This window comes from Rhodopirellula sp. P2, from assembly GCF_028768465.1.
In the GTDB taxonomy this organism is placed as follows: Bacteria; Planctomycetota; Planctomycetia; order Pirellulales; family Pirellulaceae; genus Rhodopirellula.
Genome location: NZ_CP118225.1, coordinates 6,516,231 through 6,528,984 on the forward strand (window position 1 = coordinate 6,516,231; position 12,754 = coordinate 6,528,984).

Below are 12,754 nucleotides of genomic sequence, written 5' to 3' on the forward strand. Positions count from 1 at the left end.
GACGCCCGTCCACGGAGGGTGTCGACCCCCATCGTGACGATGAAGTCAAAACGATTCTGCCGACAGGACCCTTTTTGGGGGTCCCCTCTGGTTGGCACTTCGGTGAGGAAGATTCAACCGTGATGAATTGGTCAGGGAGGACCTATCTGATGTGGACTGCTAACTCGACGTTTCGAGCGTTCTTGGTCGCGTTAATACTTGGCCAAACCATCCTGTCTCCGGTTGCCACAGCGAAGAATCCGTTGGCGCGGTTGAAACGCTTGATCACCGAAACCAAATACCACGGGACGGAACCGCAACTGGGAGAAGACGGCGCGATGGAGTGCCTGGCCGAACACATCGACTGGGTGGAACATCACATCGACACCTACGGTTCAGTCGTTGCCAAACAACCGGACATCTGGGGCGAGGCGAGGTTGACGAAACACCGTGACGAATACGAGCGGATGATGTTTCGAGAAATCGATGCCTTCAATGCAACGATCAACGCTTCGATCTCTCAGACCGACAGTTCGTTCCTGGCCCAAGCGGTTGCGTTGTCAAACGCTGCAGGAGCGACCGTCACCCCAGCTGATGCACCCGCTGGAGGAACGAAGACCGCGGTTGCCAATGCACAGCTGGCAAATGCAAAGAACCTCGAAACTGACTTCACTTCGTTTGGGATCAAAACCGATCCCAAACCGGAGACGCCGGGCATCTCACTCGAGCCAACGGTTCTGCTTGATCAGCGGTCACGCTACCTCAAACATCTGCATGAGCTTCGTCGCATCAATGAGGGGGATGACACGAGTGACTCACCGGGCTACTCGCTCAACCTGGTGCGACTGCCCGTGTCGATTCTGCCTGGCAAAATCACTCGCCAAGGATTTGGCGCCGAGATCACCGTGACGGCCCAACCAGTCATCAGCGACGACCTCTTGCCAACCACGTTTCAAAACCTGGTCGTCAACGACGTGGTCGATTTCCTGGGTCTCCCCATGGTTCGTCTGACCGAACGCCTTCAAGACTTCGATTCGAAATTTGAACTCCTGCTGGCATTTGAAGCCAAGGCGAGCCGGGACGCCGCTCAGCAGACGGTGTTCGAGCTTGATCAAGTCTTTCACAAATACAAACCAGCTAGCGATTCCTCCGAGTCAGGATTCACTGCCGATGCGGGGCCCTATGTTGCGGGATTCCTAGAGAACAACTTGGCAGTCCAGCAGTTGATCCTAGAAATCGATCGCCTTCGAGATGCCCCTGCTCTTCCACCCAATGCGGTAGCCGGCGTCCAACACAACATGGACCAACTCATGGCAACTGGCTCATTCTTCAACGACGACCAGGAAGAAGGGCAAACGCCACATTTCGATGGTTCCTTGGAATCTGGTTCTGGACTGAAGATGATGCCTCAACGAGTGTTGAACTCAAACATTGAAAAATTGATGCAGCAGGGAGAAGATGACACCGCCAACGTACCAAGTGTCATCATGGAAGCAGCCAAAAACGCTGACGAGAAGTTGAGCCAGCAGTTTCCAGAGGAGGCGGGTACGACCAGCCTACCGGAGGCCAGGCGGAAAGAATTGTTGTCCAGCTTCATCAATTCATTGCAAAGGAAAGACGTGCACGATGTCAGTCGATATCTGTGGGCAATGGGGCAATTCGACGAGGGGCAATTCCTTTATAACTCGGCACAGAAAGCGTTGGCCGGCCTCGCAACGAAAGCGGACAACATCCAATCCCCCGCCCCGTCAGGTCGGGCACGACGTGCAGTCAATCCGCTCAACCCCTCGTCCATCGAACGGGTCATGGGCATCGAAAACATGGTAGTGACCGCCAAATTCTTTGGCGAAGCCTACTACGGAACCTACATTCGCTGGGCGGGCGGAACGAAGACGACGACTGGCCAACCCTGCCAAGAGACCCGGGTCGATTTGCTGGACGCTCGCCGGTTTTTGAACGCGGAAGTTCAAGCGGCCTACGAACTGCTCTGCGATCCCCGCCACTTGCATCTCTACGCGGAACTGGCCTCGCCGAATTCCCAATTGGCCAGCCAAATACGCAGCGGGCACTTCGACGGGGATGCAGCGGGTGGACTCTCGGTCGAAGGTTATCGCAACTACTTCTTCCAGAAACTGCACGGACACCCATCCCACATCGACCAACCTGAATTTGCCTCCCACGTGACATCCGACGGGATGCTGATGAGCCCACCGGTCCAGTTGGAACGGGACATGTCGGACAAGATCGCCTCCGCGAAAACGAGCGTTGAAGCGTTGGCTTGGGCTGTCGTGGTCGAATCCGCACTGCTCAATGAACGGCTCAATCGCGACGTTCGCAAGTTGGCAAATGCCAAGGAGGTTTACAGCCTGCAAACGGATCAGGAACAGTGGTTCTTCCTTCCCGACACCGTGATGAAAACTGGCTTGGGATTGGAAGAACTTCAGACGTCCTTTCAGTCAGCCAACGAGGTATTCAAAGAATACGTTCGCGTCCGTTGGCCCATCCACGTCTTTGCGGTCGACCCGGTTGCCCAAGATCAAAACGTCGCGGATGTTTCGCAGCGTCGTCGCGAGCTTCAGTTTGCCATGGCCCTGGGATTCGCCACCGGACAAATCGGAGCCAACTCGCTGACCCAATTCTCACGCGAGATGGAAACCCAAATTGAAACCGTTTCGCTCAATCGCACCATCGTCGGCTTTGGCCACGGTCGCGACACGTTTGGCTGGCGTTTCTACCCCCGTGTCCAGGCGTTGGAAACACCAGGGACTCTGGGTGCCCTCCGAGAGACGTTCATGGGTGCGTCCCGAGATTACGATTTGAGAAACCGGAAGATCGAACCGGGCCAGCGCGAGTGTGTTGCGGTTGTCTTGATGCCGTCGTTTGTTCCCTACGCGGATTTTGACATTCGAACCAATTGGTTCAAACTCACCAACCCAAAGAATTCCGCGTTGACCATGAAGGACAGCCTGAAACTCAGCCGAGCGATCACGGCGATGCGGAACTCACGTGCCAATTGCTCGGAGTGCCAACACCTGTACCGCGAAGGCGAACTGCGCCGCTTGCTCAAACGCGTCGATCAACTCGATCGTGAACTGCCGTTGCAGACTCAGCGTTCGCTGGTGCCGTATGAAAACACGCTGGGCGGATTTGAGATGTTCAACACCGGGGTCACTGATTTGTCACCGGAACTGATTGGCTGGTACGGCGCTCCGGGGATCAATCTGTCCTCGGAGGCTGGCAACTGTGGTTGCTCGATTGGGTGCATCGAGGGCACCGACAAACTCGAATGCAAAGACGCCAAAACTTGTGCCACGCTGGCGACTTCGCTCGACAACTTGAACAACTCGCTCTCCACGCCAAGCCTCGCCGCTTGCGAGGGCAAAGGAACCACCCTGTTCTTGGTCGGTGACAACTTCAGTGTGCACGACACAAAGGTCCTGGCCGGTGGACTTTGCATCCCGCACGTCCGCCTGATCAGCCGCGAATTGATGCAAGTCACCATCCCGCACTGCGTCAACACGGTGGAACTCTGTGAGAACGGGGAAACGAACACTTACGTTTCCGTTTACATCGCCACGCCCTACGGCGTGACCAATCACCTGCATGTTCCAGTGATGGGTCAGCACAAACCGACGGTCGCGTGCCCGCCCGTTGCTGCCTCTCGCAACTCCATCCGGCCGTCCTCCATCGGGCGTGACATGGCATCCAATCCGAACCGACGCGATGCCGCCGATCCATTCCGGTTTGCTTCCTCGCGAAACTCGATGCCCGTGCGACAGGCGTCCATGCTGGTTGCCGCGCCGCAGAACGCCACGGAATCTTCCGAAACAATCGCATCCACCTTTTCGCTTCTCAGCTTCTCGACCAATGCGGATGCCACTGCGATGAAGGAGTTGATGACGATCTCCAATCAACTGTCTGAGATGGAGAGCAAAATCAGTCAGCTCACGACGCTCAAGAGCGAGTCAGCATCGCTTGCCAATGAGCTTCCTCAAGTCAACGTCCATGTGAACGTCAGCGAAAGCGAGTCACGTCGTTGGAAAGAAAACCAAAATGAGCTGGGCGAATTACCAGGTTTGAAACGCCTGCGGACCGCCGTCCGCGAGCAATGGCGAAACTGCCGAGATCAGCTGCCTGGCAACTGATCACTTCGATCCCACCCGGCCGGCCGTTCGGCTATGGAAACCAACCGCTCCCGCGGGGCATCCGTGGGTGCCGGCATGGAGAAAGTGGTAGGACGCAACGCCGCGACGGCTTCCCGCGAGCAGTGCAACTTCTCGCGTGCAATTCATTGCACACGCAAGCACAAAGTTGCAGCCTCCGTGCCGATCCATGCCGGCTCGTCCAGGCCCCAATGGTGGTGGCAATCCATTTGCATCACGCGGTTCGGGGCGATGGAAGGGACGTTTGGCTGGGCGAATCGCTGGAAGATTCGCGAACTGGTACACCAACGTCCTGGCGGCGGAACGCCGGTTGGCACAACTCGTGCAACGGTGACTCTTCCAAGACCACCTCGGGTCTTGCCCAGGCGTTTCACAGACCACCCAACCAGGAACCAAAATGTCACGACTCACCTCCACCCTCTCGCTTGTCACCGCCCTGTTGTCCGGTGGCATCTACGACACAGCATCCGCCAACCCCATCTCCAGTGCCACACGCAATGAAACCCCCATCATCCAGCCGATCCAATCCAACGACGAAAACCGTCGCATCATGATGGACGCTCGCATCGCGATGGGCGGGGAACTGAAACGGAAGTGAGCCGGTTCGAAAAACGCCACAAGCATGGCGTGCAGCGATCAAAGCGATCTCCCAAACACGTCGTCAGATTGGACACCGCTCCTATGAACTGGGTGCAGTCTCACATTCACCCGTTCGCTATCATTGGGAAGATCGGAGTTCTTTCCGAGCCCTTCCAACGACCTGCGAAAACCTTCAAAAGTACGACATGTCAAGCAACCCAGCTCAGCAGTTTTATGATCGGATCAGTCACGCCTACGATTTGATCGCCGATGGTGGTGAACACGCCGCTCGTGAACGAGGCCTGGAATTGCTCGCCCCGCAAACCGCCGAATCCGTGCTCGAAATCGGGTTTGGGACAGGTCACTCACTGCTCACGATCGCCGAGACCGTTGGTCCCGAAGGCAACGTGACAGGAATTGATATTTCACCTGGCATGAAGGATGTCGCGGCCAAGCGTTTGGACAAAGCTGGCTTGACCGACCGGGTGAAACTGATCGTGGCGGAGGCCCCACCCCTGCCGTTCGAGAATGACGCGTTTGATGCGGTCACCATGAGCTTCACCTTGGAATTGTTTGCCAAAGAACAGATTCCAGCGGTCCTCGCTGAATGCCGCCGAGTCTTGAAACCAGGCGGACGCTTGGGCGTTGTCAGCATGGCGACCGTGCCAGAGAGCGACCGCGAAAGTGTGCTGGAAAAAACGTATGTCTGGATGCACACTCACTTTCCTCACATCGTGGATTGCCAACCCATTCCACTCGAAACGCTAGTCGAATCCGCCGGCTTTGAAATCGCCAACCAAGAACGCGTGGATCTGTTCACCATGCCGGTCGCAATCGTGGTTGGACTCAACCCCTAAGCAGGTCGGCAGGAATGATCGGGCAAAACCATGTGAGCCGTTTGGGCGTTAGCCCCGGTTGTACGTGGGAGCAACGACGCTACCCAAAACATTCAAAATGCTGAAAGACTCCTGCCGAACTGCTTAGTCGATCCGTTGCGTGGCGGATTGCATCGTGGTCAGACGCGGTTCCCCCGGGTGATCCCGCGACGGATTCGCGTCCTTCTTTTGCTGCTTGCGCCGGCAGCGTCAGTCCCAATCAGTCCCCAACGCCGGGGACGACCAAGGTTGCCTGGCCCAAGCCGCGACGCGCAAACCACGCCCCTCTTTGCTCGCTATGAAGACAGAGGGCAGCCCCCAAGGGGACTCAGGAAGACAGTGTCGCACATCAGCGGTCAATCCCCCACCGCAAGGCGTCGCGAAACGTCATAAGACGGCCGCGAACTTTCATTGTTTGTCAGCTCCAATGGCGATAGTTTTCAAGAGGACCTACTCACCAGAGGTCTTCCATCAGTCGTCGGCGTTCGCCCAGGGTCATCTGGCCTATCAATTGAAGGTTACGAAATGCAATGCGGTCACATCGGGCCCAACACATCTTCGCAAGCCATCAATGGAACGACTGCTATTCTTTGAGCTCATTCAAGCAGGGGACCAGTATGACGTACTTCAAACAACGGCGCGGTTTTACATTGGTGGAACTTCTTGTCGTCATCGCAATCATCGGCGTCCTCGTCGGCTTGCTTCTCCCGGCGGTGCAAGCTGCCCGTGAAGCCGCGCGGCGAATGAGTTGCAGCAACAACTTCAAGCAAATGGGATTGGCGATCCACAACTACCATTCCGCCTTCAGCCAAATGCCGACACATGGTGCGGGAACGAATCCTGAGCCACCTGATGCCTGGTACAAGTCGTCCACCACCGGCAACCGCAGGCGTTTGAGTGCCTTGGTTCCGATGCTGCCGTACATCGAACAGCAAGCTCTGTGGGAACAGATCTCCAACCCCAGCACGCAACGAACCGATGGCGGTGTTCAATCGCCGCCCTGGCCGGCGATGGGGCCGACCCCGGACCAGATTCAGTACACTCCCTGGGTCAATGAAATCCCGACCTTTCGCTGCCCGAGCGATCCTGGCATTGGTTTGCCTGCCTTGGGGCGGACGAACTACGGCGCCTGTTTGGGCGATTCCATTTGGCAGCTTCACTTCGGTCCCTACAGCAACAATCGTGCGACGATCACGTCAGGTCGTGCACAACATGCTCGTGCTGCACACCGCGGATTCTTCATGCCGCTGCAAGACTCCAAGTTTCGCGACACGCTCGACGGACTGTCGAACACCATCGCCATGGGCGAAATGATCACCGCGCTGCAAGATGGTGACAAACGCGCCAACAGCGTCGCGACAAACGGAGGCAACTCCGGACCGTTTGGACTTGCCGCGTTGCGTCGCAATCCCAACATCTGCACGGACAATGGTTACGTCGATCCAGCGAGGCCTCAATTCTGGTTGCCCGAATGGCAGCAGAAGAACCGCCGGAACTTCGCTCGTGGGCATCGTTGGGCAGACTACCTCCCGCTCATGTCAGGCGTCCTCACGATCTTGCCTCCCAATCGGGAAGCCTGTGGCCGATACAACGCACTGGGGACAACCCTGGTCGCAACCGTCTCCAGCCGGCACCAAGGCGGTGCTCATGTCCTGATGGGAGATGGAGCCGTTCGCTTCATCACGGATTCAATTGAAGCGGGCAACTCAAACGCCGAAAACATTTGGCGGAACAACGTCCCAGGCTCTGAGAGCCCGTATGGGTTGTGGGGTGCCCTTGGAACGCGAGCTTCCAAGGAAACCACGGAAGAATTTTGATGCCCGCCGAACGCCACTTCTCTTCTGCCCCTTCGACTTTGGCTCGCGGGGCAGAAGGATCATTTTTGATTCACCCAGCCCGAAAGAGAACCGAACGATGAATTCAGTCTTGAAATGCCTCCTGGTGACCCTGGTCGCCGGTGTTCTGTCCGGATGCGGCGGATCCGACCAAAATGGCCTGGCCACCGAAGGTGCCACCGCCGACGACCTCGCCAAGTACGAAGCCGAACTGGCGGCAACCAACTCCGATTCGGGCTATGAGGACACCGTGCCCGCTGAATAGACCGCTAAGTCTCAAGGTCATCGTCCGCGATGGATTCCAGACGATGCTTCCGGCGGTAGAAACCAGGAGGAACACCCGTCAGTTTCTTGAAGAACTTCGCCATGTGCTCGTCGTAGTTGAATCCCGTGAGCCTGGCGATTTTCTTCAGTGGCTGCGAAGTGGTCTCCAGCAACTCCTTGATGCGAGCCAATCGGATCGATGCGATCAGATCCGAGGGCGACTGATCGAGGTAAGTGCGCATTCGACGTTCGAGCGAACGCCTGGACATGGGCACCGCATCCGCGACATCCTGCACCGACACCCCACGGCAAGCGTTTTCGCGAATGAAGCGGTAAGCCTTGGTAAATTCAGCGTCATCCACCGGAATCGAATCCGTTGAACCACGCACGACAATTCTTCGGGCGGGAACCCAGGTGATATCCGCCGGGACACCTTCGCCCGCCATCATGCTGTCCAGCATCGCGGCTGCGTCATAGCCAATCTTATGCGTGTTGGGTTCCACACTTGTCAGCGGTGGAGAACACAAGGGACAGATCACGTCATCGTTGTCGACACCGACCACAGCAATCTCATCGGGGACATGAATCTGGCAGGCGTGGCAGGCATTCAACAACTGTTGCGCTCGAACGTCGTTGCAGGCCAAGACGCCGATGGGCTTTTTGAGAGATTTCAGCCAACGCACCAGACCTTGCTCGTCGAGCATTCCGCTTTGCTCCGCATCGAAGGTGGTTGCGTGAACTGGCCCCGGTGACTCGTAGGCAACCACATCGTGCCCCAAGGAACGCACATACTTCCGCATCTCGGAAAGCCGACGATCGGAATAGTTTGCTCCGCCAAAACCGCAGAATCCAAACTGCGAGTAGCCACGATCTCGCAGATGATCGACGGCAAGCCTCACCACCGAAACAGGGTCGGTATCAAAGCCGGGGAACTTCCCCGCAGATCGCCAGCAACGCAGATCGATGACGGGAATTCCCAAGTCCTCGATGGCATGAACCATCTTCGGAGTCTCAGCTCGAACGAGCACGCCGTCCCCGTGCCACCTGGAAAGCCAAGAGGGTGGATCCGCATTGATTGCCATTTCTTGGTGCCGGAGAGACCAGTCCTCCTGCTCCTGTGCATAGGCAGCAATCCCCCGCAGAAGTCCTCGGCCATAAGCTCGTGATGACTCGATCAGCAGTGCAACAAGCTTGGTATCCGTTGGACCTGTCGCCATGGGTGTCGCACTTGTTCCAGTGAAAGACGCAAAGTGAATGGTGCATCCACCTCAAACGCGGATATCCCGGCACTATACTGCTTGAACGGAACTGTCGCAAACAATCAATCGCCGCGGGATCGTTCTGTGACCGAGACGCGAACACCAGCAATCACCCATCGCTCCATCGAGAATCTTTCCGTGTCAGCCCTTGCCAAACCCTTTCGATGCAACAGGTCACGCAGGATACGCAACCGGGTTGGACCATCGCCAATCAAAACACCCCTGCGGCTTGCCTCGATCGCCTTCGGCTTGCTCACGCTCAACAGCATCGCAGCCGTACGACTGGATGCCGCTGAGCAGCCGAACATCATCTTCATCTTCGCCGATGATTGGGGCTACGGGGACCTGGGCATTCACGGCAGTTCCTTTTGTCAAACCCCGCACCTGGACCAGATGGCAAAGGAAGGAACGGACTTCGCGAACTTCACCGTGAACAGTCCGGTCTGTTCGCCCAGTCGCGTTGCTGTGATGACAGGACAGTTTCCGGCTCGGCACTGTGTGCACCAACACTTTCAAAGTGTGAAAGCGCACATCAATCGTGGGATGCCCGATTGGGTCGATCCACAGGCTCCTATGCTTCCTCGAATGCTGAAGAACGCGGGTTATCACACGGGCCACTTTGGAAAGTGGCACCTGGGCAGCGTTGCTGACTCGCCGACCGAAGACGCTTACGGCTACGACCGCTTCGCGACATTCAATGGCTCGGGAAAGAACGAAATCTCAAAGGGCGGACTGGCGTCGGTGGACCATGCCGAAGCATTCATCCGCGAGTTCAAAGACGCCCCTTTCTTCATCAACCTCTGGCTTCATGAGGCGCACACCCCACACTTGCCTCAGAAACCATTCCTTGAAAAGTTCCAGCATTTGAACGACGCCGAACAGGTTTATGCGTCCATCATCGCCGAAGCGGATGAGGGTGTCGGACGAATCCTCGCGTTGCTGAAGGAAGTCGGCCTCGATGAGAAAACGATTGTGGTTTTCTCCACCGACAACGGTCCGGAGCATTCCACCGATGAAAAAGATCACAAAGGCCAAGGACTGGGAAAGTACTATTCCGTCGGACAAACAGGTGGGCTCAAAGGTGAGAAGCGTTCATTGTTTGCAGGAGGAATCCGAGTCCCGTTCATCGTGCGTTGGCCCGGCGTGGTTCCTGCCGGAAAAACAGACAGGACCTCCGTTCTGACGGCAGTTGATCTGCTGCCAACCTTTTTGGATGCCGCAGGGGTGGCGTTGCCGGAGGGATACCAACCGGATGGTCAAAGCGTGCTTTCCGCTTGGAAGGGACATCCGTTCGAAAGAACCCAACCCATTTTCTGGGAATGGAAAGGGGGCGACTCACAAGAATACACCTGGCCGTCGATCGGCATTCGAGACGGCCAATGGAAGATGCTGGTCAACCAAGCAAAGAAGATGACGGAACTCTACGATCTGGAAAGTGACTGGGCCGAGCAACGCAATGTCGCGGCGGAGTATCCTGACGTCGTTGATCAGTTGTCCCAAAAACTCGACGCTTGGAAAAACACACTGCCCATCGCTCCCAGCGAAAACAGCCTGTCGAAGGTTCGAAAGAAGTTCCAAAAGTGAATCGCATGACAAAGCTGAGTTCTTTCCAACCCTGCGTCCTGATCTTGTTGGCGTTTTCGATGGCAGCCGGCAATGGCTCTGCCGCCGAACCAGTGGCTGACTTCTATGTGTCGACCGAGGGGCGCGACGACTGGTCAGGCACGCTCCCCACCCCCAACGATTCACGAACCGACGGACCGTTTGCCGCGCTTCCGCGAGCGAGGGATGCCGTCCGAGACTCGGGTAAGAACCGTGCTGGCGATGTCTTGGTGTTGGTGCGAGGCGGCACGTACCGCCTCACGGAAACGGTGGTCTTTGGGCTGCAGGATTCCGGCGTCCCCGGATCGACCGTCACCTACGCTGCCTACCCTGACGAGACACCCGTGCTCAGCTCAGGCCGAGAAACCAAGGGCTGGAAACCTGTCCCGACCACTCTTCCCGGCCTGTCGAAAAAGGCGATTGGCAAGGTGAAGGTCGCGGATGTCTCCGCCCGGTTCCACACACTCTTCGATGCAGAGGGCATGCTCCCAAGAGCCCGATCGAAAGGGTTCATACCGTTGAAGGGCGGCAGTCGCAACGAGCTGCATTTTCCAGCGGGTCGCCTGAAGAACTGGACCAATGTCGAAGACATCGAGATCGTTGTTCGTCCGCATCATGCATGGATTGTGAACATCCTGCCTCTGGAATCCGTGAACGAGAAGAAGCAGATCGCCCGAACGTCGATCGACGCGACCTATGCGATGAACCCGCTGCACTTCCTCAAAACAACCAATTCATGCTGGGTAGAAAATGCCCTGGAGGAACTCGATGAACCGGGCGAATGGGCTCTGAACATCCAAACCGGCAAACTCTATCTTTGGCCGCGAAACGACTCGCCAATTTTGGCCCCACGGCTGAAGGAACTGATCCGCATCGAAGGCAAGATTGACAAAGAAGGCCCGCGAGACATTCCAGTGACGAACCTTTGCTTGCGTGGTCTGACCTTCACGCATGGCGAACGATTCAGCATCGCTCCCGACGACGCGGGATTGCAGCACGACTGGGACATGCACGACAAAGCCAACGCACTGGTTCGCTTACGAGGAACCGAACACTGCAAAATCGAGCAGTGCCACTTTGCCCACAGTGGAGGCACTGCCATCCGTGTCGATTTACACGGCCAACACAACACGATTGCTGGCAACGTGATCGAGCACATCGGCGGTGCCGGCATTCTATTGTCCGGGTACGGTCCCGGCACCAAAGACGTCAATCGCGAAAACCGGGTCTTCAACAACCACATCCATCACACCGGTCGAATCCATTCGCATTCGCCCGGAATCATGCTTTGGCAAAGCGGTGAGAATCGTGTCGCGAACAACCTGGTTCACAACACCCCCTACACCGGAATCATTCTCTCCGGTTGCATGACAGACTTCTTCCGCCGCCAAGGCAGAGAACTCGGACGAACCATTCGTCGGCACGAGATCGCATCCCTGCCGAAGACCCCAAAGCTGGAAGACGTGCTTCCCTACCTGCACACGCACGACAACCAGATCGAACGCAACGAGATCCACCACGCGATGGAGATGCTCGGCGACGGCAACGCGATCTACATTCGCGGGGCGGGCTCAGGAAACGTGATTCGCCGCAACTACATTCATCACCTCGTTGCTCCGATGATCATGCAAGCCGCGATTCGCACTGACGGCGGACAACGCGACACCCTGATTGCAGAGAACCTGATTTACAAATGCACCTCCCAAGGCATCCTGATGAAGTTGAACACGCGTGTTGAGAACAACATCGTGGCCAACATCATCGCTCCACCTCGGGGTTATTACCTCTCGGTTCGGGAAGGCCCACTCACGGGGGCAACGATCCAGCGGAACATCTTCTACTCGTCCTCGGAAACCTGCACGTTCATTGATGAACTGCCACCTGGCAAAGGCCGAACGAGCGAGGACCGGCGAGGCAGGGCTCTGGCTCGTTCCAAAGACGCCGACACCGATCACAACATCTACTACTGCGCCAGCGACCCTGCCCTGGGCGAGCAAATGTTAGAAAAGCAAAGGCGAGACGGAGTCGACACGCAGAGCCTGGCCGTCGATCCGTTGTTTGTGGATCCCGCCAACGGCGACTTCCGACTCAGCCCCGATTCCCCCGCACTGCGTTTGGGCTTTGTGGGTTGGGACCATACGAAGGCCGGGCTGATCAAAGAAGACTCCTCCGAACATCTCCAAGAACCTCTTCAATGA

General features: G+C 56.9%; 8 protein-coding genes. 7 read left to right on the forward strand and 1 reads right to left on the reverse strand.

Going from position 1 to position 12,754, the window contains the following annotated elements; translation table 11 throughout:
* The first annotated feature begins 149 nt into the window (after nt 1-149).
* The 5 genes from PSR62_RS22925 (at nt 150) to PSR62_RS22945 (ending at nt 7,696) form a co-directional block, all read left to right on the forward strand.
* Complete coding sequence (locus tag PSR62_RS22925) at nt 150-4,124, forward strand: hypothetical protein (protein ID WP_274405291.1); 3,975 nt, start codon at nt 150-152, stop codon at nt 4,122-4,124.
* 415 nt (nt 4,125-4,539) lie between these two features.
* The gene (locus tag PSR62_RS22930) at nt 4,540-4,740 is read left to right on the forward strand and encodes a hypothetical protein (protein ID WP_274405292.1); all 201 of its coding nucleotides are present in this window, start codon (nt 4,540-4,542) and stop codon (nt 4,738-4,740) included.
* 187 nt (nt 4,741-4,927) lie between these two features.
* Nucleotides 4,928-5,578 carry a class I SAM-dependent methyltransferase gene (locus tag PSR62_RS22935; RefSeq protein WP_274405293.1) on the forward strand — a complete coding sequence of 217 codons (651 nt, stop codon included), beginning with the start codon at nt 4,928-4,930 and terminating at the stop codon, nt 5,576-5,578.
* Nucleotides 5,579-6,213: 635 nt separating this feature from the next.
* Entirely contained in the window at nt 6,214-7,413 is a 1,200-nt protein-coding gene (locus PSR62_RS22940) for a DUF1559 domain-containing protein (RefSeq protein WP_274405294.1), read from the forward strand.
* Nucleotides 7,414-7,510: 97 nt separating this feature from the next.
* The gene (locus PSR62_RS22945; RefSeq protein ID WP_274405295.1) at nt 7,511-7,696 is read left to right on the forward strand and encodes a hypothetical protein; all 186 of its coding nucleotides are present in this window, start codon (nt 7,511-7,513) and stop codon (nt 7,694-7,696) included.
* A gap of 4 nt (nt 7,697-7,700) precedes the next feature.
* On the opposite strand, the gene PSR62_RS22950 is transcribed toward PSR62_RS22945, so the two are convergent.
* On the reverse strand, nt 7,701-8,912 hold the full coding sequence (locus PSR62_RS22950; protein ID WP_274405296.1) for an AraC family transcriptional regulator: 1,212 nt from the start codon (nt 8,910-8,912) through the stop codon (nt 7,701-7,703).
* Nucleotides 8,913-9,203: 291 nt separating this feature from the next.
* On the opposite strand from PSR62_RS22950, the gene PSR62_RS22955 reads away from it, so the two are divergent.
* Together PSR62_RS22955 and PSR62_RS22960 are read left to right on the forward strand one after the other, a co-directional pair.
* The gene (locus tag PSR62_RS22955) at nt 9,204-10,538 is read left to right on the forward strand and encodes a sulfatase family protein (RefSeq protein WP_274405297.1); all 1,335 of its coding nucleotides are present in this window, start codon (nt 9,204-9,206) and stop codon (nt 10,536-10,538) included.
* Nucleotides 10,539-10,543: 5 nt separating this feature from the next.
* Nucleotides 10,544-12,754 (forward strand): right-handed parallel beta-helix repeat-containing protein, encoded by a 2,211-nt coding sequence (locus PSR62_RS22960; protein ID WP_274405298.1) that lies wholly within the window; start codon nt 10,544-10,546, stop codon nt 12,752-12,754.

Coding starts and splice junctions, on each gene's coding strand:
- PSR62_RS22950 (WP_274405296.1), bottom strand. CDS start 8,912: ATGGCGACAGGTCCAACGGATACCAAGCTTGTTGCACTGCTGATCGAG.
- PSR62_RS22940 (WP_274405294.1), top strand. CDS start 6,214: ATGACGTACTTCAAACAACGGCGCGGTTTTACATTGGTGGAACTTCTT.
- PSR62_RS22930 (WP_274405292.1), top strand. CDS start 4,540: ATGTCACGACTCACCTCCACCCTCTCGCTTGTCACCGCCCTGTTGTCC.
- PSR62_RS22935 (WP_274405293.1), top strand. CDS start 4,928: ATGTCAAGCAACCCAGCTCAGCAGTTTTATGATCGGATCAGTCACGCC.
- PSR62_RS22925 (WP_274405291.1), top strand. CDS start 150: ATGTGGACTGCTAACTCGACGTTTCGAGCGTTCTTGGTCGCGTTAATA.
- PSR62_RS22960 (WP_274405298.1), top strand. CDS start 10,544: ATGACAAAGCTGAGTTCTTTCCAACCCTGCGTCCTGATCTTGTTGGCG.
- PSR62_RS22945 (WP_274405295.1), top strand. CDS start 7,511: ATGAATTCAGTCTTGAAATGCCTCCTGGTGACCCTGGTCGCCGGTGTT.